Origin of the sequence: Microcoleus sp. Pol17C6 (assembly GCF_036701145.1) — a bacterium.
Taxonomy (GTDB): domain Bacteria; phylum Cyanobacteriota; class Cyanobacteriia; order Cyanobacteriales; family Microcoleaceae; genus Microcoleus.
In genome coordinates, this window is sequence record NZ_JAUBQH010000034.1 from 51,735 (window position 1) to 74,670 (window position 22,936).

Genomic DNA, 22,936 nt, shown 5'->3' on the forward strand with positions numbered 1-22,936 from the left:
ATTGCTTCTATCTCTTCGAGAGGAGAAATCTCTGGTTCCTCATTCAAAAAATTAAAATAGCAGCCAGGAAAGGGCAAGCTGCCCGAGTTTCCTGGTCGAAGGGTAGGGGATATTTGGTAATATTTTTCCTAAGCTCCTTAATTGCTCGTCGGCTGCCAGAGGTAAGATAACTTGAATTAGGGATTCAACCAGTTGTAGCTTCATTTGACTGACCTCCTGATTAATTGTTAAATTATACATATCTCATGGACATAATAAACAATTTCAGCAATTTTTTTGTAAGATATTAGAAGAGCGTCGCCGCCACGCTTGACTTGGATAGCCAATCCGATCGCCCGTTTGCTCAGTCAGTCGATTTTAGATTTTAGATTGACTCCACAGATAAATCGGGGAGCTTCAACTCGGGTCTAAAATTTTGGGTGAGTCACGACTCCTGTCGGAAAGCAAGTATCCGTTTTTGGGAGGGAGTCACGGCCAGCTCAAACTTAAATTACTCAGCCAAATATTTTGGCTATTCTGATTTCATGCGATAATGGAACATTGACAGGGTAGAGGGCAAAGCATGATTGGTCAACTTCTAGACAGACGTTACCGCATCATTAAAGTCACAGACTCAAGTGAGGTGGGAAAAACTTATCTAGCAGCAGATACTCACCGTCCCGGGTATCCGCAATGCACGGTTAGAGAAATGCGGCTACCCGGCACAAGTTCGCAAACTCCTGAATTAGTCAAAGTTATATTTCAAAGAAACGCAGAAATAATTGAAAAATTGGGTAAACACGACAAAATTCCCGAATTATTGGCGTATTTTGAGGAAAATCAAAGTTTATACTTAATTGAAGAATTTATTGCCGGATCGCCTTTAAGTCAAGAACTAATACCTGGTCAACCTTGGGATGAAGACCAAGTAATTAATCTGCTATCAGAAATATTAGAAATTTTGGTGTTCATACACGAGAAGGGTTTTATTCACCGCAGAATTCAACCAGACAGAGCGATCCGGCGCGAGTCAGACGGCAAATTTGTATTGGTAGACTTTAGCTTAGACAAAGAAATTAACCCGGAACTTGCTAACTGTCATTTGTTGTCGCAAACTTCCCCGAACTCTGTTAAACGGCATGAGGCAAAAAAACAGGATTTGGCTGCCCAGGAGTTATACGTGCCGATCGAGCAATCAATGGGCAACCCCCGTTACAATAGCGACATTTACGCTCTAGGTACGATCGCCCAGCTTGCCGTCACGGGACTCTCACCCAACGAACTGAGTGCCTTAAAAAACAACAAAAACGAAATTTCCTGGCGAAACCGGGCAACTTGTTCGGCAGCCCTAGCAGATATTATCGATCGAATGGTGCGCCCTGACTGCGAAGAACGCTATCAGGAGGCAGCGGAAGTTTTAGCAGACCTCAAACAAATCGCCGTAAAATTGGAGGTTGAGCCGCCGCCAGCCACAATCATCACGCACGCTATGAGTCAACCGCGAAGACAAAGCCAAACCAAACTCCTGCTGTTGGCTGCAACAGCCGCAGCTTTAATCTTGACGGCACTGATAATTTACTTTTGGCAGAGTCAAAGTCCGGCGAGGTCAAAAGAATGGTTAGCCCGCGGCGCTACCAAGGCGCAGCAAGGTGACACAACAGGCGCGATCGCCGATTATACTCAAGCGATTGCCCTGAATGCCAGCGATGCGGAAACTTACTACAAGCGGGCAAACGCTCGCTACGACATGGGCGCAACCGAGCAAGCAATACAGGATTACACGCAAGCAATTAAAGTCAATCCTAGCCACACCAAAGCTCTCTACAATCGAGGTATGGCGCGCCTCGACAGCGGGGACAAGCGGGGGGCCGTGGAAGATTTCACCCAAGTAGTGCGACTGAATCCCAGCGACGGTGAGGCATACTCTCAGCGGGGTTTAGCCTACTACGATTTGGGCGACTACCGCGCGGCAATAGAAGACTACACTCAAGCAATTCGGCTCAGTCCCAACGATGCTACAGCTTACAGCAATCGGGGTTTAGCTCGATCGGCAGCAGGCGACAAAACAGGAGCAATGGCAGATTTTACTCAAGCCCTTCAAATTAGCCCCAAACAAGCTGGCGTATACTACAGTCGTGGTCGATCGCGGTTTAATCTGGCAGATTATCAAGGAGCGATGGAAGATTATACTAAGGCGATCGAATTGCAACCAGATATCGCTGATGCTTATACCAATCGGTGCAGCGCTTACTTGAATTTGGCCACTTACGACAAAGCGATTGCAGATTGCACCGAAGGAATTCGCCTCGATCCAAAAGATGAAGCAGCTTACAACAACCGCTGCGTTGCTTATCTGAATTTAAAACAATTTCAAAAGGCCAGCGAAGATTGCAGTTTGACGATCGGACTCAACGGCAACAATTCCAAAGCCTACAGCAATCGAGGATTAGCTCGATGGGCTTCGGGAGACAAGCAGGGGGCTGTGGAAGATTTTACTCAAGCAATTCGACTCAATCCCAGCGATGCAGTAGCATACAGCAATCGCGGTACTATTTACTCAGAACTAAAAAATTACCCTTTAGCGGTTGAGGATTTCGCTCACTCGCTGCGGCTCAACCCCAACAATGCTAGCGCTTTTTACAGCCGAGGCCTCGTCCGCCGCCAACTCAAAGACCGTACCGGGGCGATCGAGGATTTTCAGAAAGCTGCAACGCTGTTTCTAGAACAAGGAAGAGCCGAGGGTTTCCAAAAGGCACAAGCACAAATCAACGACCCTAAATAAACTATTAATCCTCAGTCTGATGTTAAAAGAAGAAGAAAAAAGGAAGAAGGAAGAAGGAAGAAGGAAGAAGGAAGAAGGCCAAATTACCAACTCCCCGTTACCAACTCCCCGTTACCAACTCCCCGTTACCAACTCCCCGTTACCACCTCCCCGTTACCAATTCCCAATTCCCGATATGAACATGGTTGGTCAACTTTTAGACAGGCGTTATCGCGTAGTGCAAATTCTCAGCTCGGGTGCTTTTGGACAAACTTATTTAGCTGTGGATACTCGCCGGCCGGGCCACCCTCAATGTGTAGTCAAACAACTGCGCCCTCCCAGCAATACTTCCACAGTTCTTAAAACAGCTTACCGCTTATTTAAACAAGAAGCAGAAATATTAGAAAAGCTGGGAAAACACGATCAAATCCCATTTTTACTAGCTTATTTTGAAGAAGCCAATCAATTCTACCTCGTTGAAGAGTTTGTGCCCGGACACGCCCTAAATAGGGAAATTGTGGCCGGTCAACCTTGGCGAGAAGAACGAGTGGTGGATTTGTTGCAAGAAGTGTTACAAGTTCTCGCATTCGTACATTCTCAGGGAGTGATTCACCGCGATGTTAATCCCTCCAACTTAATCCGCCGCAAACCAGACGGCAAATTAGTTTTAATTGACTTCGGTTCTGTTAAAGAAGTTGCGAATCACGTCAGTGACTACGATACAGAATTTCCGCGAACCATTGCTACTGGTACTCCGGCTTATATGCCGATCGAACAATTTCAAGGCAACCCGCAATTTAGCAGCGACCTCTATGCAGTCGGGATGATGGCAGTCCAAGCTATCACTGGTTTACCCGGTACGGATTTGCCAAAATTGCAAGATCCGAGTCCTTCTCATACGGGGGAAATTGTTTGGCGAAACCGATCTCAATGTTCTGTGGGATTAGCCAATATAATTGACAAAATGGTATGTCACCAATTTGCCAAGCGCTATCAATCTGCGGACGAAGTTTTGGTAGCTCTCAGCAAGTTGAGGCACCGCCAAGAGCCTGTAAATACGGCTCACAAGAAAAGTATTTCTCCCAGCTTAGTGTCTTCTGATAGTTTTTATTCACGTTTGGGAAGTCGATTTGGGTTGCTGATTTTGGCGGGCGTCGGGGCGGCGATATTTCTGATATTTCTGTTTAGTTATTGGAGCCGCCCCAATCCGATTAAAGCTAAGGAATATTACGAACAGGGAGTTGAAAAGTCTCGCAATCAAGATGCGGCGGCAGCTTTGCAGGCTTTTAATAAGTCCATTCAATTGAATCCTAAAAATGCTGAGAGTTTTTACCAGCGTGGTAATGCTAATTATGATTTACAAAAGTATCAAGAAGCAATTGCGGATTATTCTCAGGCGATCGTTCTCAATCCTAAATATGTTCAGGCTTATTTTAACCGTGGCCTAGCCCGTCACGATTTTAATGACAAGCGTGGGGCGATTGAGGATTACACTCAAGCTTTGAATCTCCAGCCCAGGGATGCTGACACATATTATGAAAGAGGAGTTGCTTATTTAGAACTGCAAGATTACAAGGCCGCTATTGAGGATTTTACCGAAGTAATTCGGTTGCAGCCGAACCTTGTTAAAGCTTATCATTCGCGGGGGCTGGCTCGTGCTGGGAGCGGCGATTTGCAGGGAGGGATGGGAGATTATACTGAGGCAATTAAACTTGATGCTAAGAATGTTGATGCTTTCTACAGTCGGGGGAGAACTCGCTTTCATTTAGGAGATTATCAGGGAGCTTTGGCGGATTATTCTCAGGTAATTGCGATCGATCCCAAGAGTGCAGATGCTTACGCTAATCGTTGCAGTACCCAGTTGAATTTGGGAGCCCATCAAGCGGCAATTGACGATTGTACTAAGGCAATTTCGTTAAGCGAGGAGGATGGGGTTCCTTACAACAATCGCTGCATTGCTTATTTAAATTTGAAGGATTATCCGAAAGCAATTGCCGATTGCACTCAAGCGCTGAAAGTGAATCCGAATGATTATAATGCTTTTAACAATCGTGCTTTAGCTCGCAGCGCCGGGGGTGACGCGCAGGGGGCGATCGCAGATTTTACAGCAGCAATCGGGTTCAATCCCAACAATGCTGAAGCTTACGCCAATCGGGCTAAGATTTATCAGGAGTTAAAGAATTACAATAGTGCGATCGCAGATTACGTCCAAGCTATTCGGATCAGCCCGAATTATGCTGCGGCTTACTACGGTAGAGGCATGGTTCGCCGCTCCTTGGGAGACAAAGCCGGAGCAATTAGCGATTTAGAAAAAGCCGGAAAAATGTTTCTAGATCAAGGACTTACTGGGGGTTACAAAGATGCACAATTTGAAATTGAAAAGCTAAAGTAGTCATTAGTCATTAGTGGTTATTTCTCGGTGTTATATTTCTGATGTAGCAGATTTTTATAATTTTAGATGGCTTCGGGGCGGGTTCACGCTAATCTTTAATACCAACAAAAAATGCAGGTGAACCCGCCCCGGAAGGCTATTATCAATCAATTTTCTGGGTCTTGAAGTCGTTTAAGCAATTCATAAAACGGTTCCCAATTATCATCAATAGTTATGGGTTCCCAAACCGCCTCAATCGTCGGTCTCAACAGCGATTGTTCGGGATTGTGCCTCCGCAAACAGTCCGCCATTTTGTCCATATCATCCGCCGACAAACTTTGCAAAACGTGATAATAAAACTGCCGCCAAGGTGCTATCAAGTCCGCCGGTTCCGCCTCGTTAAAAATTAGACTAGCATCATCTCGCCAAGTGCGATCGAACTGTCTTCGCAGTTCAAAAAAGAAATCGTGATACTCAACTTGAGACTCCGCCAGCATTTTAATTGTCACCTTCAACAACTCATCTCCCTCCGCCTCTGGCAAATTTTCAAATCCCAATCTCTTGAGCATCAACTGCCGATAAGCTGCATTATAATAATCGCCAAACTTTGCCAAAGCCGCATCCATATCAGCTTGAGGAATCGCCGCTGCTAGCGGTTCCTGGAGCTTCTCTAAATTGTCCCTACAAATCAACGGTTGATTGCCGTAACAATAAAGACCGGAATAGTCAAAATAAGCTGCTGTAAATTCCGGCTTGTAAGTTGGGATAAAAGCGAAAGGCCCGTAATCGAAACTTTCTCCAGTAATTGACATATTATCAGTATTCAGCACAGCGTGGCAAAATCCTGCCGCCATCCACTGAGCGACTAATTCAGCTACTCGCTGGACTAAATCTGCATAAAATAGCGCATATTTTTCGGCAGGCGAAACACCCGCATTACTTGCTTCTAAATGCAGTTCTGGATAGTAATATTCAATAACAAAATCTAAAAGTTTTTTAGTTAAATCCGGCCTGCGGATATAGTACAATCTTTCAAAAGTTCCAAACCGGATGTGAGAATGACTGAAACGCACCATTACGGACGATCGCGTCGGAGACGGTTCGTCGCCCCGCCACAAAGCATCCCCAGTTTCAACTAAACTAAAACAGCGAGATGTCCGAACTCCCAATCGGTGCAAAGCTTCGGCGGCTAAAACTTCGCGAATTCCCCCTTTGAGAGTAAGTCTACCGTCACCGCCCCGCGAGTAGGGAGTGCGGCCGGAACCTTTCGTGCCGAAGTCGTAAAGTCTGCCGTCGGTGCCGCGAACTTGGCCGTATAAGAAGCCTCTACCGTCACCTAAATTGGGGTTATATTGGTTGAATTGATAGCCGTGATAGCGAAGTGCAAGAAAGGGACGGACGCAGTGAAATTCGCCGAACGCTTCGATAAAATGTTGGTCGGTTACTTGTGCGGGGTCTAAACCCAATTTCGGCAATAATTTGTCATTGCGGAACCGGAGAATGTGCTGCGGAAAATCCGCAGCAGGGACTTCATCAAAATAGTCGCCACCGAGAGATTCGATGGCGGGTTCGTAGTTGAGGGAAAGTAAGGGATTTGACATTTTTCTATTTTATCTTGAAATTGGCGATCGCTCCAAATTATATACGGGTAAGGTGGGGACTGCATTGGTGTCCACAATTCCCTCAGACCCTTTGTATCCCTAATTTATAGCCGAGTTCGATACCCCTCGCATCCTCGCATTGCTGTTTCATTTTAAAAATTTTTCATAGCTCAAGTTTGAGCATGAAACATTAGTGTCTTCCTCGCCGGCTAAAAATTTTTACTGTCAATTTTAGTGATAGTTGAATTAACGGTTTTCCTTGCTAAAAATCGGGTTGAATGCTTCATTTTTTATATATTAGTTGTATTCAGCAACTAATATATAAATCCTAAATCATTTGTTAATTTATCACTCCCTCCCCTTGGTAAGGGGAGGGTTGGGGTAAAAAAAATACAACTCCTGCAAGGATTGCTATATACCTTTTCCCCTATTTAAAATTCGTCAACACCCCGTAAATTGCCCAAATTGCCATCGCCCGCAAATAGTGACTTGCCCGAAAAGTTCCCCCCGCCGTAATCGCTTCCGGCGTGCGAAACTGCAACCCATTTTCATAAATCTGCTTCACCACCGCATCGGTCAATTTAAACGCTTTATCCTCCATCCCCATCTGTACCAAAAAAGCAGCCAACCCAAAATTAATCCCCGTCCAAACTTCCAAAGGATGAGTCGCATTCGGATTTTCCGGCGAACCATTCATCATCACCCCATTCGCCGCACCAAACTGGCCATCGTTGAACTTCAAAAAGCAAGATTCATACACAGTTTTTAAAGCACTGACTGCACATTCTGGCGGCACAATATCCGGTAATCCTAACAGTTTCGCATAAAATTGACCGCACAGTTGGTCAGCCATCACTACTTCGGAATTACTCTCGCTGTCCAAACGGTAATATTGACCGTTCCACAGTTTTTCTTGATAGCTCGGTCTTGCTTGTAACAGCCAACTGTGATATAATGCAATCTTGGCTTGAGGGTTAGGAATTATCTCCGGTGCTGCATCTTCCAAGATTTCGCCGATCGCGATCGCAGCCTCCAGCGCCGCCAACCACAAACCCCCGCAATACGCACTTATCCCCCGCATTTGCCAGTCATCAAACGTCTGATCCGGTGCTCCCGAATTCTCAGGAATGCCGTCCCCATCCTCATCAAAAGTTTTTAGATAAGCCAAAGCCTCAACAATTGCCGGCCAACACTCTTGCAGAAACTCACAATCTGTGCCACCAGTCAACAGGAAATCCCGATAAACCTGCAACACAAAATCGCAAGGTAAATCCTTCCACAAATTGCAATCTTGATAGCTAGTATAATTCGTTTTCTCCCAAGGATGTTCGTTAGGAGCACCCAAATCGTGCGGCGTCGCGCCGACAGCTTTTCTAATAGCCGAAGCTTGATTCCAGCCAATAATTCTCGGCGTATCGTCTCCGGCAGAAATTGCCCTAGCAAACGCTAAAACCACCGACTTTTCCAAATCCGGCCATAGCATCAGCAAAGCAAAAGAACCGTAAAGTCGCACGTCCAAACTTTCGTACCAGCGATAATCAATGCACTCCAAAACTGCAAATTGACCCTTGGGATCACGTTCGTCAGCCGCACTCCAAAGAGTACCGCCGTCTGTCAGGGCGTATAACTCGTTAAACAAAGCCATTTTAAAACTGTCTGACAAATCTTTCCGTTCTAAAATCGGTTTTTGCCAAGCTTCAATATTTTCGCGCCAAGTATCGGAATGCTTCATTGCAGTGCGAATAATCGGCCAAGCATTTTTGCCGTTGCGACCGAAGAAATCCGTATAGCGGCGGTAGTACCAAACTCCCGATGCAAACTCAGTAACGGGCAAATCCCAAGCTATAATAAAGGGGATTTTGCGCGTTTTTCCCGGTCGAAGAGTAAAGCGAACTGCGATCGCACAAGCCAACTGTTCTCCTGCTGCTGCTGCTGTCTCGTCTCTGTCATCCAACAAGAAACCTTCAGCAGAAAAGTTGCGCCAAATATCCTCGCCGTTCCCCGCCGGGTTCCAGCGAGTTTGATAGAATACTTCTACCGCCGGATTAGTAATAGTTGCGATCGCCCATTGTCCATCCCCCTCTTGCGGTTCATCCTCAGCAGTCAACCGCGTCATCACGCAACCTATCCGGTGAAAATCTTCCACCAACAAATTCAAATTTCCTGCACTTTCTCCCCACCGGGATTGATAGTCATAAAATGGACTACCATCATCTCGCACCATCACTTTTGGCGACTTATTGGCATTAGTAAACCAACCGACAATATTCTCCCAAGTCAGCATGATGCTGAGAGTAATCGGCGCATCTGTAGGGTTGTGCGCCACCCATTCAAACATGGCAACTGGGTAACTGCTTTCCTGATAATTGTTCGGCAAAATTGGGGAAAATTGCTCGCAGCTTAATTGAGCCTGAAACACATTTTCATAAACAAACCAACTGCGCGGATACAAAGCATGATAAGTGCCAGAATTAGACTTTACCCCTCTCCCTTCATCCTGGTGTATTCTATCCGTTACATCCGTTATCAAATCCGCTGCCGAACTTCCTTCTTCCTTCTTCCTTCTTCCTTCGCAAGGATACCATTTCCAACTAGATAAACTACCATCGGTAGGCGGTTCAGTGGACAGTGCAAAAGCTTGTTTTTTCCCTTGAGTTTCTTCAAAAACGCTGAACTGACAAGCGGGCAAACTGCGAAAAATGTGTTCGCCGCCGTCAATGTGCCAGAGGTTGAAGTCGCCGCGGGGCGATCGCCCGATGCAGCCGGCACCGAATCCGCCCAAAGGCATTCCGTGCCAGGGCCCGTCGTCGAGATTGCTTGCGTAGCGGACTGTATAGGGATTCTCCCAACCGAGGCCAATGGGACGTTTCCAGGTGTGCGGGGGGATGTTTGGATTGGATGTGCGATCGTTATTCATGTGATTAATCTTAGCGCTCGATCGAGAATTGACAATTTTTTTATTTAATTTTAAACTTTTATCACTCGAACAAATCCCGATTTTTCCGAAGATTGTTGACTGTTGATTGTTTGCCTAAAGCAATTGGTTCCAGGTTCGCCGGCTTCATCAATTCTCCAATCTAAAATCTAAAATCTAAAATCGCTTGGGCGATCGCCTAACGGGGCAGAATATCATCCAGGCTAAGTTGCAAGCTTTTTAACAGAGGAGAAATAATCGGTTGACCGAGGCGAAATTGTTGCTGGATGTAATCTTGGTCAATCAGTTGGCAAACGGTGATAGTAGGTTGTTTTGGTTTACCGATAAAAGCCACGCCTCCCAATCCGCGATAATCCACTATCCAATATTCTGGAATTCCTAAAAGAGCATATTCTTCAACTTTTCGGGCGTAATCTGTTTCCCAATTAGTGCTGACTACTTCTACCACCAATTTAACAGATCGCCCCAGCGTAATCACAGGTTCTCTTTCCCACAGAGGTTCGCTGACAATAGCAGTTTCATCTAATACGACAATATCAGGACGGCGGGCAGTAGCTGCATCTGAAAATGGGCGGATCAAACAAGTGCGGGGAATGAACCAGGGTAGTTTTTCGGCTGCGATGGCGATGCCAATTTGAGTTGCCAGTTTACCGCTGACGGTTTCGTGTGGGCCTGTGGGTTCCATGTCAACTAATTCTCCGTCAGCCAGTTCGTAGCGGAAGTTGTCACAATATCGATCGAGGAATGTTTCAAAAGTTAGAATTTTTGGCGCGGTGTAAGCCATTGGAAACTAATAGTTTTTTGCTGAAAATCTTATTCTATCAACTAACCAAATCCCAAATCAGAACCTTTTCCCGCGTGAACCAGAGCCAACTTTTCGTAACGCTTAGCGTGTTCCACCAACTCGGCAGCTTCTTCCTCAGAGACATCCCGCAGGCGTTTGGCAGGCACTCCCGCAACTAGCGTGTGAGGGGGAACGTCCTTGGTGACAACCGCCCCTGCACCGACGATAGAGCCTCTGCCCACCCTCACTCCATCCAGGACGATCGCCCCAATCCCGATCAGGCAGCCCCGTTCAATGTAAGCTGAGTGAATCACCGCTCGGTGTCCGACTGTCACGAAATCTTCCAAAACAGTCGGTTTCCCCGGATCGCCGTGCAGAATTGCTCCATCTTGGATATTGGTACTTGAGCCGATTGCAATTCGCTCTATATCCGCCCGCACCACCGCCCCGTACCAGATACTAGCGCCTGCAGCCACCTCTACCCTGCCGATGACAACAGCGCCTTCAGCGACAAAAGCCGCTTGGGACAGATCCGGCCTGGGCCAATAGAAAGGAAGTGCAGAAAGAGGTTCGTTGAGATTGCTCATTAGTTGGTCGATCGTTATACTTCTAGCAGATTAGCTGGTTGTTGATACGGGATATAATAAGAGTATTTGGCACTTTTGCAGAGAAAATATGCTGGGACGCAAATAAATGATTGAAGTTGCCTTGCAATACCCGATGTTTGGCCCGGAAATTCAGTGTCCCCACTGTCGCCAAACAATTCCGGCTCTAACGCTAACGGATACCTATTTGTGTCCGCGTCACGGGGCATTTGAGGCAGATCCAAAAACGGGGGAACTGGTTCACCTTCAGTCTGGGCGGCACTGGCGCCGCTGGGAGAATGAATGGTATCGCCAGCACACGCACCCGGACGGGATTCGGTTTGAAATTCACGAAGCGCTCGATCGACTCTATACTCAAGGCTACCGAGCAACTCGCGTGATCGTTGCCCAACGCTATCGCGACTTAATCAGCGCTTATTTGGAACGCAGCACGCCTTGGCGCGGTCAGTCGGAATCGCCCCGGCCGAGACTGTACGGTTTGCCTGTGGATTTTAGCCCCGATCCTCAAGAAGACCCTTGCTGGGAAGTGATTAATTTTGATTTGGAAAAAGAGCCGGGAGTTCCGATTAGATATCCCTACTTTCGGTTGTTTGAATAAGTTAAGGAAGAAGGAAGTTCGGCAACGGATTATGTAACGGATGTAACGGATGTTAGGAAGAGGGAAGAGGGAAGAAGGCTCTATTGCTTTCGCGCTAAAGATGCTGCGACCGTTTATAATTCCGAATTCCGAATTTACCCTCTAAAATCTCAAATCCAAAGCTGTAATTCCTACTTCCATTCTCAAATCTAAAATCTAAAATCTAAAATCTAAAATCGAATGCACCACGCCTCGATTCGCACTGCTAACATACACCGGGCGATCGCCTTTTACGAACAGTTGGGATTTACTGTGAGCGATCGCTTTACCACTGGTTACACTCTAGCCTGTTGGATGGAAGGTCTCAACGGACGCATCGAACTAATTCAAATCCCGGAACCAAAACCCGCACCGGATGCTTTCGGAGACGAGCATTATGTTGGATATTATCATTTATCTTTCGATTTAACTGAGGCGACAACTGACTTGCCTAGCTGGTTGCAGTCTCTGAAAGAACGGTTTGAGGAAGCTGCTAAAGACCAACCAAACCAGTTTCAAGCTTTAAAAGTTTTGTTAGAACCGACTCAACAGGCGATCGGGCAAAATGTTTACGAAGTAGCTTTTATTGCCGATACTGATGGTTTGCCTTTAGAATTTATCCGGCGGCTTAATTAGTTAATGACTAACGACTATGGATAATCATTCTCTCTCTCTCAATCGGAAACTGAGAATAGTTATTACTCTTAATCCCTCGTAACGTTCCCTACCAACTTAACAATATTTTTATAAAAGCTACTAGATTTTTAACTCAAAATCTAGTAGCTTTTATTTTTGATTCTATAATATGAATATATATTCATACGATCAGACGTAAGCAAAACCCACGATAAACCATGCAAAAAGCCAAGTCGAGCGATTCCGGCTGCTGTAGTCACGACGACCACCACGAAGACAGCCATGAGAATCACAACCACGACGACCACGACCACGACCACGGCCACGGAGATTTCAACCTCAATCAAGAATTGATTCCTGTGATATTGGTTGTTGTACTGTTTATCGGAGGTTTAATTTTTGAAGAAAAACTGCACAACACCCCCTATTCTATAGGTGAATATCTGGTTTTCATCCCAGCCTATCTTTTAAGCGGATGGAATCTTTTAACCAGTGCGGGTCGCAACATTCTGCGAGGGCGATTTTTTGATGAAAATTTTTTAATGACTGTAGCAACACTCGGCGCTGTCGCTATTCACAAACTCCCTGAAGCAGTCGGGGTGATGTTGTTTTTCAAAATCGGAGAACTTTTTCAAGAATTTGCCGTTGGGCGATCGCGTCAATCGATCAGATCGCTTTTAGAAATTCGCCCAGACAGCGCCAACCTCAAGGCAAAGAGTGAAATCAAAAAAGTTTCGCCAGAAACCGTAGCCGTCGGCGATATCATCCTTGTCAAACCGGGAGAAAAAATTCCCTTAGACGGTGAAATTATCGACGGCAACTCTCAGATTGACACATCTGCACTAACTGGAGAATCAGTACCTCGAACCGTGAAAGTTGGAGAAACAGTTTTAGCAGGAACAATTAACCAGACAGGAGTTCTCACCGTCAAAGTTACCAAACTCTTCGGCGAATCTTCAATCTCCCGAATTCTGGAATTAGTAGAAAATGCCAGAAGCAAAAAAGCTGAAACTGAGAAATTTATCACCAAATTTGCCAGTTACTACACGCCGTTTGTAGTATTTGCATCCCTAGCAGTGGCTTTAATTCCGCCTTTGTTCATTTCAGGAGCAACTAATGCCGATCGCTTTTTATGGGTTTACCGCGCTCTAGTCTTGTTAGTTATTTCCTGCCCTTGCGGATTGGTGATTAGCATTCCTCTCGGATACTTTGGGGGAATTGGCGGTGCAGCAAAGCGCGGTATTTTGGTTAAAGGAGCAACTTTTTTAGATACCCTGACAGCAGTCAAGACAGTTGTTTTGGACAAAACAGGAACTCTGACAAAAGGAGTTTTTAAAGTGGCACAAATTGTGACTCATAATGGTTTTTCACAATCTGAGTTAATGGAGATAGCGGCTAAAGTAGAATCTCAATCAAATCACCCAGTCGCAAAATCTATTATGGAAGCTTACGGCGGAAAGATAGATTCATCGGATGTGAAAGATTACGAAGAAATAGCTGGACACGGCATCCGAGCCAAATTAAATAATCAAATTGTGCTTGCGGGAAATGACCGTTTGTTGCACCGAGAAAACATTGCTCATGATGCCTGCAATGCTGAAGGTACTGTCGTCCATTTAGCGGTAGACAACCGCTATGCTGGGTATATTTTGATTGCTGACGAGCTGAAGGAAGACGCAGTACAGGCTATTCGCGACCTCAAAAAATTAGGTGTTGAGCGAATCGTGATGCTAACAGGAGATAATCAAGCTGTAGCCGATAGTGTTGCGAAAAAGCTCGGTTTAGATTCCTATTTAGCCGAGTTATTACCCGAAGGAAAAGTTGAGGCGATCGAAAAATTGATCGGCGAATCTAGAAAAGGCGATAAAATTGTTTTTGTCGGGGACGGAATTAATGATGCACCCGTGCTTGCTAGAGCTGATGTGGGCATAGCGATGGGGGGTTTGGGTTCGGATGCGGCGATCGAAACTGCCGATATTGTGATTATGGCAGATGCACCGTCTAAGGTGGCTGAAGCCATTAAAATTGCCCGAAAAACTCATAATATTGTCTGGCAAAATATCATTTTTGCCATGGTAGTCAAAGGCATATTTATTGCTTTGGGTGCTTTTGGGTTAGCTACAATGTGGGAGGCAGTTTTTGCCGATGTTGGGGTGGCTTTAGCAGCTATTTTCAATGCTACTAGAGTTTTGAAATAAAGTGTTCGCAGGGCGGGCATTGCCCACCTTACCCCACAATTGAAACATACATTTTGAGGTCAAAAATACTATGCGTCGTCAACGTTCTCAGCCCTGGATTCACCGCTATTCTCGTCCCATCACGGCAGGAATTGCCTCGATAGGGGCTGCGATCACTGCTTATCTAACAGTGGTCAAGTTATCCAACGGAACTGCAGTTTGTCCGATCGAAGGCTGCGATATCGTGCTTTCGAGTCCCTATGCCTATGTCTTTGGTTTGCCTCTTTCTTTGTTCGGTTTTTTGGGCTATTTGAGCATGATAGTTTTTGCCGTAGCTCCCCTACTTGTTAATCCCGCAGAACAGAAGAGTCTCCGCTCTAAGTTAGAGTCTTGGACGGGACTATTTCTGTTTGCTGGTAGCACAGCTATGACGATTTTCAGCGGCTATCTGATGTATGTACTGGCTGTTGATATCAAAGCAGCTTGTATTTACTGTATTGCGTCTGCTTTGTTTGCAACTAGCTTGTTTGTCTTAGCATTAATCGGTCGCGAATGGGATGATATCGGGCAACTATTTTTTATAGGTATTCTGGTGTCTATGTTAGTGCTGATTTCTTCTCTGGCTCTTTATGCCGATGTCAATAATCTCGGTACAGCTAAGGAAACAAGTATGAATACCACAACATCTTCTGGTACTTCAGAAATTGCTTTAGCCCGACATTTAAAAAGAGTGGGAGCTAAAATGTACGGCTCTTTTACCTGCGATCACTGTCAGATGCAGAAGGAAAGTTTTGGCAAAGAAGCGGCTCGCATTATCAATTATATCGAGTGCAATCCGCAAGGGAAAAATGCTCGCCGCGATCTTTGCGAAGCTGCAAAGATTCAGGGTACTCCTACTTGGGAAATTAATGGTAAGTTTTACCCAGGGCAAAAATCTTTGCAGGAGTTAGCTGATTTATCTGGCTATCAGGGAACTCGCGAATTTAAAGAGCTCTCAAATCAGGAACGTTGACAAGAGTGATTTCTGGCGATCGACCTTATCATAGTCGATCGCGCGCACCTCGGTGCAAGCTCAAAATATACACAACTTAATATATACGGTGACTCTGCCGGATTTCGATCCGACTGATGACATTCCGCTACTTTCGTGAGATTATGAAAACAATATGAAAAGTATTGAACCGTAAAACAAATGACTGATTCGGAGAACAAACCCAGCCTTCCAGAGGTGCACCGCAGCATTCCCATTCCCAACAGCAAAGGTTTCTGGCGTAAAATGCTGGCTTACGCAGGGCCTGGATATTTGGTTTCAGTGGGTTACATGGACCCGGGAAACTGGGCGACTGACTTGGCGGGGGGAGCAAAGTTTGGCTATGCGCTATTAAGTGTGATTTTGCTATCTAATTTGATGGCAATTTTGCTGCAATCACTATGCGTGCGGTTGGGAGTAGCAACGGGACGAGATTTGGCACAAGCTTGTCGAGATTATTTCAGTCCGCGAGTCAGTTTTTTGCTGTGGATAGTTTGTGAAATTGCTATTTCTGCTTGCGATTTAGCTGAACTTGTTGGTAGTGCAATCGGACTGCAATTGCTATTTGGCATTCCCTTAGTTTGGGGAGTGTGTATCACTGCGCTAGATGTGATAATGGTATTATTTCTACAAGGGAAAGGCTTTCGTTATATCGAAGCTTTGGTAATTACCCTTATTGCAATTATTGGCGGTTGCTTTATCGCAGAAATAATTTTTGCAAAACCAGATGCCGGAGGAGTTTTACTCGGTTATGTTCCCAGCCTAGAGATTTTGCAAAATCAGGCAATGCTTTATATTGCGGTTGGTATTTTGGGGGCAACTGTGATGCCGCACAATCTCTACCTGCATTCATCGATCGTGCAAACTCGCGCTTGGCAAGAAACTGCTGATAAAAAATGGGAAGCCATTAAATTTGGCACAATTGATTCTACCGTAGCGCTGTCAATAGCTTTGTTTATTAATTCAGCTATTCTGATTTTGTCTGCTGCCAGCTTTCATTTTTCCGGCTATCAAGAAGTAGCAGAAATTCAAGATGCTTACAAACTGCTTTCTCCAGTGCTGGGCGTGGGTTCTGCCAGTGCAATTTTTGCCTTTGCTTTATTGGCTTCGGGGCAGAATTCAACTTTGACTGCAACTCTAGCAGGACAGATTGTGATGGAAGGGTTTCTAAATTTTCGACTGCGACCTTGGTTGCGGCGCTTGCTGACTCGACTGATTGCAATTGTGCCGGCTTTGATCGTAATTATCTTGTTTGGGGAAGGTAGTACAACTAATTTACTGGTTTTCAGTCAAGTGATTCTCAGCTTGCAATTACCCTTTGCAGTAATTCCCTTGGTAATGTTTACCTCAAATCGCAACTTAATGGGAGAGTTTGTGAATCCATTTTGGCTGAAAGCCTTAGCTTGGTTAGTGGCTAGTATTATAGTAGGATTAAATAGTTGGCTGTTATTACAAACCATTTTATAGCAATCTGAAGCTAAATAAAATTACAAAAACAAAACCCGCCGGCGCGGGTTTTACCTTAAAGCTAATTGTTAATGACTGCCAATTTGAACTATTTTTTGACAGGAACAAGCTCGTTAGCAACAACCGGACGCGCCGAGGAAGCGGTATTTTTCAAAAGTGCGATCGCCTGCGCGTAGCAAGGATCATCCTTAGTCGCAACCAACATCGGTTTGTTAGCTAATTTCAGCTTTTGTTCGTCGGTGACTTCGACTTTAACATCGGGAGTAACCCCCTTTTGGCTGATATCCGTACCGTTGGGAGTATAGTAGTGAGCGATCGTCACCGCCAATCCCGAACCGTCAGCCAAAGAATGCACCGACTGCACCAAAGCTTTGCCAAAAGTTTGGCCGCCCATCACAGTTGCGCGCTTGTTGTCCTTCAGAGCACCGGCCAAAATCTCGCTGGCGCTGGCCGAGTTGTCGTCCACGAGCACCACCAAAGGCTTGTCAGTGAGCGCAGTGCGATTTGCCTTCATTTCCTGAGAATCGCCCGCGCGATCGACTGTGCGGACGATCGCCCCTGTATCCATCCACATCCGAGCGATATCAATGCTCACTCGCAGCAACCCGCCCGGATTGCCCCGCAAATCCAAAACAAAAGCGTCAGCTTTCTGATCCGAGAGCTTTTTAATCGCCACCTGCATTTGTTCGCCCGCGTGGGAGCTAAACTCTTGCAAACGGATGTAACCGACATTCTGGCCGCCTTCATTTTTGAGGCTGTAGCGAACCGCAGCTACCTCAATTCTCGCCCTAGTCAGAGTGATGTCAAACTCGCTTTTGCCCTCACGAGCAATCCGCAGCGTGACTTTTGTGCCTTCGTCGCCCCGAATTATCTGAGCCGCATCCGATACAGTCATGCCTTTGGTAGTTTTGCCGTCTATCACCAAAATCCTATCGCCCGCTAGAATCCCTGCCTTCAGGGCCGGGGAATTTTCCATCGGCTCGACTACGGTAATCACTTTCGTTTTCTCGTCTTCTTCGAGCCTCATCCCCACCCCTGTCAGTTCCCCAGAGGTTTGATTCGTCAGCGCTTCGTACTGCTTCGGGTCCATGAAGCGCGTGTACTGATCGTTTAATTTCTCTAGGGCTTTGCGGAGAGCGGTGTAAGCAGCTTCGCGAGAGGTATAGTTTTTGCTCAACAGTTCTTGGCGGGTCAATTGCCAGTCAGTCTTGTTAAAGCTGCCATCAACATACTCTCGGTTGACAATTTGCCAAGCTTCGTCTAAGACAGCTTTGGGGCTATCTTGAAGCTCGGCGCGGACTGATTGGCTCAGGCCGGGAACGAGTAAAGATATCGAAGCGGTTGTTGCCATCGCCCCACTGAACAGGGCTGCCTGTAATTTAGAAAAGCGTCTGCGGGCTTGATTCATTGAATTTGGCTCAATTCGATTTTAGATTTTTGATTTGAGATTTTATATTGCTAAAAAATCTCACACTACTACTTAAACTATTGTGTGGAGGCTCCACCATCCCTTTGGACAGTTTAACGAGATTTATTGTCGATCGCCAACCAATTATTACTCTCTTTCAATAAACTTAATTTAAAACTTGGATTTATAAAGTGCCGTGGAAGCTAAAATCGAACAATTTTCGCGTAAGTGGTTGAGCCTGCTCGTTAATGGAGCTATCGGTCTAGCAGCGCTGGCGGGGGTCGTTGCCATGCAGTCTAGCGGGGAGTTGGGCGGAATGCCCTCTGTTGGTGTTGAGGGGCAAAAGCCGCTCTCTGCAATGTCTGATGCCAGTTTCAAGCAAGCCGCACAGCAAGAAGCGCAGCAAGAAGCCCTGCGGCTGAAAATGCTCAAAACTATCCCTAGTTTTGGATTTGACAATTTAATTGCAGATTGGACATTTCTCAAATTTTTGCAGTATTTTGGCGACGACGAAGCGCGAGATGTAACGGGCTACAATCTGAGCCAAGATTATTTTGACATAGTTACGCAGCGCGACCCGCGGTGGGCTGACATCTACCTGTTTCTTTCCACAGCCATTTCTTTTTATCAGGGAAAGCCTGAAACTGCTGTTAACTTTATAGAGCGTGGTACTAGGGCCCTTGCCGTTTCGCCGCAACTTCATTCCCAATCCTGGATAGTGTGGCGAACTAAAGGTCTTGATGAGTTGCTGTTGTTGGGGGATATTCCCGACTCAATTCGCTCTCACGAAATGGCCGCTGATTGGGTGGAAGGAACCCCGAAAGGGCCGAAATTGGCGCCGATGTTTCGAGCAACTGCTGAGTTTTTGCGCCGAGATCCCGATAGCGTGCCGGTGCGGTTTACTGCTTGGAGTACGGTTTATGCTCAAACAACTGATAAGGTGGTGCGTCAAAGGGCCAAACAAGCTCTTGTCAAGTTGGGAGCTCAGGTGCAAAAAGATAAGGATGGAAACGAAAGTTTTATTTTGCCACCTCGAAAGTAGGTGATTATTGATTGTTGACGGTTAACGGTTGACGGTTGACGGTTGACTGTAATTCCCCAATCTAAAATCTAAAATCTAAAATCGGCTTGAGTTAGTTCGCGCCATTCACCGGGTTTGAGACCTTCCAGACGCAAAGGCCCGATCGCACACCTGACTAGCCGCAGCGTCGGAAACCCTACTGCTGCGGTCATCCGACGCACTTGGCGGTTGCGGCCTTCTGTGAGAGTCATTTCCAGCCAAGCTGTGGGCACGTTTTTGCGAAATCTAATCGGCGGTTCGCGGGGTGGCAAAGGTGGTTCTTCTAACAATAATTGCACTTTTGCCGATCGAGTCCGATAATCTTGAATTGTGACACCTGTCTGCAAAGCTGCGATGGCACTTGCATCGGGAATTCGTTCAACTTGCACCCAGTAAGTGCGGGGATGAGCGAATTTCGGGTCACTGAGGCGGTGCTGCATTTGTCCGTCATCGGTTAGCAGCAACAAACCTTCACTATCACGATCGAGCCTTCCTACTGCATAAATGTTAGGAATAGGAATATAGTCTTTGAGAGTGCTGCGTTTAGTCTCGCTGGAGTTGTCAGTAAATTGAGTTAAAACGTCGTAGGGTTTATAAAATAGAATGTAACGATAGGGCATGACAAATTAAAAAATAAAAATGTACCAAAAGTGCAAGCAGAAACGATATAACTCCCAAAAAAACACCTTCTATCTCTCTTCACTCCTCTGCGCCCTCTGCGCCCTCTGCGGTTCATAAAAAAATAAATCTTATTAACCAACGATTCAAACCTGCTATAAAATATTGAGCCTTTAACACCCTCGCAAATCTCAACTACCCAATTTTACCATGCCCGAAGCTACTCACCGCGTTTGTATCGTCTTAGGAACTCGCCCAGAAGCGATTAAACTAGCGCCAGTAATTCAACTCTTCAAAAGTTCGCCCACCTTTGACACCCAAGTAATTTTAACCGGCCAGCACCGAGAAATGGTCGAGCAAGTAATGCGAATGTTCGATCTAAAAGCCGATCGGGATCTAGCAATTATGCAGCACCAGCAAACCTTGACAGATATTACATCCCGGAGTTTGCAGGGTTTGGAAGCCTTGTTTAAAGAATTGCAGCCCGAAATCGTCTTAGTTCAGGGCGATACAACGACTGCATTTGCCGCTACTTTGGCTGCATTTTACCAGAAAATACCCGTAGGTCACGTAGAAGCCGGATTGCGAACAGATGACGTATTGAATCCTTACCCCGAAGAGGCTAACAGACGGTTGATATCTCAGCTCACACGGCTGCATTTTGCCCCGACAGAGCTGGCCCAAGAGAATTTAGGGCGATCGGGGGTTTTGGGAGAAATTCACCGTACAGGCAACACAGTAATCGATGCTTTGCTTTCTGTCGCCAAACGCGAACCCGAATGCAAAATTCCTAACTTAGATTGGAGCAAATATCGCACTATCTTAGCAACAGTTCACCGCCGCGAAAATTGGGGCGAACCCTTACAAGGAATTGCTCACGCCTTTCTCCAAATCTTAGATAAATTTCCCGACACAGCTTTACTGCTACCCCTGCACCGAAATCCTACTGTTAGAGAACCTTTGCAAGCTCTTTTGGGCGACCACCCAAGAGTATTCTTAACAGAACCTTTAGATTACGCAGAATTAGTAGGAGCGATTCAGAGATGTCATTTAATCCTCACAGATTCCGGCGGCTTGCAAGAGGAAGCACCTAGTTTGGGCAAGCCAGTTTTAGTATTGCGAGAAACCACAGAAAGACCAGAAGCAATTTCAGCAGGCACAGCTAAACTTGTGGGTACGAATTCTGATACAATTTTCACAGCAGCGGCAGAATTGCTCAGCAATTCCGAAGCATACAACGCAATGGCAATGGCAATTAATCCCTTTGGTGACGGTTTGGCAGCCTCGCGGATTTTGAAAATTGTTGAAGAGTATTTTAGTTAACTACTCCATAGCGAGTTGGGCGGTTGAAAGCGCAATTAAACAAACAAAGTCCCCGCAGAGGGGGACTAATTCCTGTTAAAAAAACTCAGTTTTGGCCTTCCTTCCCGAATTACCAATCCCCACCGCCACCCCCACTACTAGAATCGCTGCTACTAATGCTACTGCTGTAGTCGCTACTGCTACTGCTGTAGTCGCTACTGCTACTGCTGCTGTAGTCGCCGCCACCGCAATAATCGCTACTGCTGCTGGTGTAATCGCTACCCCCACCCCCACCGTTGGAGTCGCCACCGCCAAAGCTACCCCCGCAGTAGCTACTGCTAATGCTGTAATCGCCATCGGCACCGCCACCGCTGGAGTCGCCACCGCCAAAGCTACCCCCGCAGTCGCTGTTGCTAATACTGTAGCCGCTGCTATTAGTGCTGTAGGAGCCACCGCAATCATCGCTACTACTGTTACTGCTGTAGTCGCTAGTGCTACTGTAATCAATGCTGTTACTGCTGTAGTCGCCACCACCACCGTAATAGTTGTGGCTGTTAATGCTGTAATTTGGACTGTTACTGCCGTGGTTGCGATTGTTACTGCTGTAATTGCGCGGATAACGGCGGTGGCGGTAACGAGATATCCGAGAAAATAAGCTGCGAAATATTCTGAAGATAATGAAGCAAGGTATAAATGCTATGAATGCTATGAATAACAACCCAAGTAAGCCATAGATTAGATTCGATGAATCTTCACCTGTGGATGTACTATTGCTAATAACTGGCGGTTGACTAGGTATTGGTGACGGTTTCACCCCTTGAGATGGTACGATTGGAGCCAACCAAAGGCAGCGTGGTTTGAGATTGAGCATTTACCATCGGAGTTTGTAAAACATTTACTAACGCCTTTGTCCCGGCTAATGTGCCCCCGTCAAAGTCTTGCTGTTTAAATCTGGGCGTAATTTCGGTTTTAATAATTCCCACTACCTGTGCATCGGGTAAAATGCTTTGAATGCCAGAACCTGTTTCAATTTGAACGCGGCGTTCACCCGACGAAATCAACAATAAAACTCCGTTATTTTTACCTTTTTTGCCAATCCCCCAAAAGTTAAATAATTCTGTAGCAAATTCTTTGGGTGTCGCCGATGGCTTAGTATTAGGCACTGTCACAACAGCGATTTCTGAGCTATTTTTCTCCTCTAAATCCGAAATTATTTGATTTAGCTGAGTTTCGGTGGTGTCGCTGAGAATGTTTGCTTTGTCCGTTACCCAAGTGCTATTTACTTGACGGGGATTCGGTACTTCTTGTACTGTTAAAGCTTGGCTCGTTAAGGGAAATGCAATTGCCGAAAAGCATAGCAAACTGGTCCAGATTATTTGTTTATTGCTAAATTGTAACTGCATCGCTTCAGTCTCCTGAATAACTGCTAGTCTGAAATTGACATATATCTGTCCGCCTAATTACAATTCAATAACCAGATCACTTTCATGTCAATTCATATTATTCAGAACTGTAGTTTAGACTAAAAAATGAGCGCAGCTAAAAGTAGCTACCTTTGAATCTTAGGCAAGCTGTTGCTCAAAAAC

18 protein-coding genes are annotated in these 22,936 nt (G+C 45.9%); 10 read left to right on the forward strand and 8 right to left on the reverse strand.

The genetic code is table 11. The features are described 5' to 3' along the window. Window positions 1-51 precede the first annotated feature (51 nt). Window positions 52-204 (reverse strand): hypothetical protein, encoded by a 153-nt coding sequence (locus QUA25_RS17860; protein WP_333040089.1) that lies wholly within the window; start codon window positions 202-204, stop codon window positions 52-54. A 358-nt stretch (window positions 205-562) separates the two neighbouring features. Between QUA25_RS17860 and QUA25_RS17865 the strand changes: the two genes are divergently transcribed. Further along, window positions 563-2,761, forward strand: coding sequence for a tetratricopeptide repeat protein (locus QUA25_RS17865; RefSeq protein WP_333040093.1), 2,199 nt, complete (start codon window positions 563-565; stop codon window positions 2,759-2,761). A 181-nt stretch (window positions 2,762-2,942) separates the two neighbouring features. Then, complete coding sequence (locus QUA25_RS17870) at window positions 2,943-5,132, forward strand: tetratricopeptide repeat protein (protein WP_445242237.1); 2,190 nt, start codon at window positions 2,943-2,945, stop codon at window positions 5,130-5,132. Between the two features lie 146 nt (window positions 5,133-5,278). Here the strand turns inward: QUA25_RS17870 and QUA25_RS17875 are convergent, their stop codons facing one another. The 4 genes from QUA25_RS17875 to QUA25_RS17890 all read right to left on the reverse strand — a co-directional run bounded on the left by QUA25_RS17875 (window position 5,279) and on the right by QUA25_RS17890 (window position 11,018). Further along, window positions 5,279-6,712, reverse strand: a complete 1,434-nt coding sequence (locus tag QUA25_RS17875) for a protein adenylyltransferase SelO family protein (RefSeq protein ID WP_333040097.1) — start codon at window positions 6,710-6,712, stop codon at window positions 5,279-5,281. Window positions 6,713-7,139: 427 nt separating this feature from the next. After that, window positions 7,140-9,629, reverse strand: coding sequence for a GH116 family glycosyl hydrolase (locus QUA25_RS17880; protein WP_333040100.1), 2,490 nt, complete (start codon window positions 9,627-9,629; stop codon window positions 7,140-7,142). A gap of 196 nt (window positions 9,630-9,825) precedes the next feature. After that, window positions 9,826-10,431, reverse strand: coding sequence for a Uma2 family endonuclease (locus QUA25_RS17885; RefSeq protein ID WP_333040101.1), 606 nt, complete (start codon window positions 10,429-10,431; stop codon window positions 9,826-9,828). A 41-nt stretch (window positions 10,432-10,472) separates the two neighbouring features. Next, window positions 10,473-11,018, reverse strand: coding sequence for a gamma carbonic anhydrase family protein (locus QUA25_RS17890; protein WP_333040103.1), 546 nt, complete (start codon window positions 11,016-11,018; stop codon window positions 10,473-10,475). Between the two features lie 106 nt (window positions 11,019-11,124). Between QUA25_RS17890 and QUA25_RS17895 the strand changes: the two genes are divergently transcribed. The 5 genes from QUA25_RS17895 (at window position 11,125) to QUA25_RS17915 (ending at window position 16,962) form a co-directional block, all read left to right on the forward strand. Further along, complete coding sequence (locus QUA25_RS17895; protein ID WP_006631343.1) at window positions 11,125-11,634, forward strand: TIGR02652 family protein; 510 nt, start codon at window positions 11,125-11,127, stop codon at window positions 11,632-11,634. A gap of 219 nt (window positions 11,635-11,853) precedes the next feature. After that, the gene (locus tag QUA25_RS17900) at window positions 11,854-12,288 is read left to right on the forward strand and encodes a VOC family protein (RefSeq protein ID WP_333040106.1); all 435 of its coding nucleotides are present in this window, start codon (window positions 11,854-11,856) and stop codon (window positions 12,286-12,288) included. A gap of 218 nt (window positions 12,289-12,506) precedes the next feature. Then, entirely contained in the window at window positions 12,507-14,486 is a 1,980-nt protein-coding gene (locus QUA25_RS17905) for a heavy metal translocating P-type ATPase (RefSeq protein ID WP_333040108.1), read from the forward strand. 70 nt (window positions 14,487-14,556) lie between these two features. Then, the gene (locus QUA25_RS17910) at window positions 14,557-15,477 is read left to right on the forward strand and encodes a vitamin K epoxide reductase family protein (RefSeq protein ID WP_333040112.1); all 921 of its coding nucleotides are present in this window, start codon (window positions 14,557-14,559) and stop codon (window positions 15,475-15,477) included. 180 nt (window positions 15,478-15,657) lie between these two features. Continuing rightward, window positions 15,658-16,962 (forward strand): Nramp family divalent metal transporter, encoded by a 1,305-nt coding sequence (locus QUA25_RS17915; protein ID WP_333040113.1) that lies wholly within the window; start codon window positions 15,658-15,660, stop codon window positions 16,960-16,962. Window positions 16,963-17,050: 88 nt separating this feature from the next. On the opposite strand, the gene ctpB is transcribed toward QUA25_RS17915, so the two are convergent. Continuing rightward, complete coding sequence (gene ctpB, locus QUA25_RS17920; RefSeq protein ID WP_333040116.1) at window positions 17,051-18,370, reverse strand: carboxyl-terminal processing protease CtpB; 1,320 nt, start codon at window positions 18,368-18,370, stop codon at window positions 17,051-17,053. A 196-nt stretch (window positions 18,371-18,566) separates the two neighbouring features. On the opposite strand from ctpB, the gene QUA25_RS17925 reads away from it, so the two are divergent. Further along, complete coding sequence (locus QUA25_RS17925) at window positions 18,567-19,412, forward strand: hypothetical protein (protein ID WP_333040118.1); 846 nt, start codon at window positions 18,567-18,569, stop codon at window positions 19,410-19,412. A gap of 68 nt (window positions 19,413-19,480) precedes the next feature. Here QUA25_RS17925 and QUA25_RS17930 read toward each other — a convergent pair whose 3' ends face one another. Next, entirely contained in the window at window positions 19,481-20,050 is a 570-nt protein-coding gene (locus QUA25_RS17930) for a pseudouridine synthase (protein WP_333040120.1), read from the reverse strand. A gap of 208 nt (window positions 20,051-20,258) precedes the next feature. On the opposite strand from QUA25_RS17930, the gene wecB reads away from it, so the two are divergent. Next, entirely contained in the window at window positions 20,259-21,371 is a 1,113-nt protein-coding gene (wecB, locus tag QUA25_RS17935; RefSeq protein WP_333040121.1) for a non-hydrolyzing UDP-N-acetylglucosamine 2-epimerase, read from the forward strand. A 91-nt stretch (window positions 21,372-21,462) separates the two neighbouring features. Further along, window positions 21,463-22,005, forward strand: a complete 543-nt coding sequence (locus QUA25_RS17940) for a hypothetical protein (protein WP_333040122.1) — start codon at window positions 21,463-21,465, stop codon at window positions 22,003-22,005. Window positions 22,006-22,141: 136 nt separating this feature from the next. On the opposite strand, the gene QUA25_RS17945 is transcribed toward QUA25_RS17940, so the two are convergent. Continuing rightward, entirely contained in the window at window positions 22,142-22,753 is a 612-nt protein-coding gene (locus tag QUA25_RS17945) for a TPM domain-containing protein (RefSeq protein ID WP_333040124.1), read from the reverse strand. Window positions 22,754-22,936 lie beyond the last annotated feature (183 nt).

What these genes read in the sequence shown, in the direction of transcription:
- QUA25_RS17860 (WP_333040089.1), bottom strand. Translation starts at nt 204, where the DNA reads ATGAAGCTACAACTGGTTGAATCCCTAATTCAAGTTATCTTACCTCTG.
- QUA25_RS17865 (WP_333040093.1), top strand. Translation starts at nt 563, where the DNA reads ATGATTGGTCAACTTCTAGACAGACGTTACCGCATCATTAAAGTCACA.
- QUA25_RS17870 (WP_445242237.1), top strand. Translation starts at nt 2,943, where the DNA reads ATGGTTGGTCAACTTTTAGACAGGCGTTATCGCGTAGTGCAAATTCTC.
- QUA25_RS17875 (WP_333040097.1), bottom strand. Translation starts at nt 6,712, where the DNA reads ATGTCAAATCCCTTACTTTCCCTCAACTACGAACCCGCCATCGAATCT.
- QUA25_RS17880 (WP_333040100.1), bottom strand. Translation starts at nt 9,629, where the DNA reads ATGAATAACGATCGCACATCCAATCCAAACATCCCCCCGCACACCTGG.
- QUA25_RS17885 (WP_333040101.1), bottom strand. Translation starts at nt 10,431, where the DNA reads ATGGCTTACACCGCGCCAAAAATTCTAACTTTTGAAACATTCCTCGAT.
- QUA25_RS17890 (WP_333040103.1), bottom strand. Translation starts at nt 11,018, where the DNA reads ATGAGCAATCTCAACGAACCTCTTTCTGCACTTCCTTTCTATTGGCCC.
- QUA25_RS17895 (WP_006631343.1), top strand. Translation starts at nt 11,125, where the DNA reads ATGATTGAAGTTGCCTTGCAATACCCGATGTTTGGCCCGGAAATTCAG.
- QUA25_RS17900 (WP_333040106.1), top strand. Translation starts at nt 11,854, where the DNA reads ATGCACCACGCCTCGATTCGCACTGCTAACATACACCGGGCGATCGCC.
- QUA25_RS17905 (WP_333040108.1), top strand. Translation starts at nt 12,507, where the DNA reads ATGCAAAAAGCCAAGTCGAGCGATTCCGGCTGCTGTAGTCACGACGAC.
- QUA25_RS17910 (WP_333040112.1), top strand. Translation starts at nt 14,557, where the DNA reads ATGCGTCGTCAACGTTCTCAGCCCTGGATTCACCGCTATTCTCGTCCC.
- QUA25_RS17915 (WP_333040113.1), top strand. Translation starts at nt 15,658, where the DNA reads ATGACTGATTCGGAGAACAAACCCAGCCTTCCAGAGGTGCACCGCAGC.
- ctpB (WP_333040116.1), bottom strand. Translation starts at nt 18,370, where the DNA reads ATGAATCAAGCCCGCAGACGCTTTTCTAAATTACAGGCAGCCCTGTTC.
- QUA25_RS17930 (WP_333040120.1), bottom strand. Translation starts at nt 20,050, where the DNA reads ATGCCCTATCGTTACATTCTATTTTATAAACCCTACGACGTTTTAACT.
- wecB (WP_333040121.1), top strand. Translation starts at nt 20,259, where the DNA reads ATGCCCGAAGCTACTCACCGCGTTTGTATCGTCTTAGGAACTCGCCCA.
- QUA25_RS17945 (WP_333040124.1), bottom strand. Translation starts at nt 22,753, where the DNA reads ATGCAGTTACAATTTAGCAATAAACAAATAATCTGGACCAGTTTGCTA.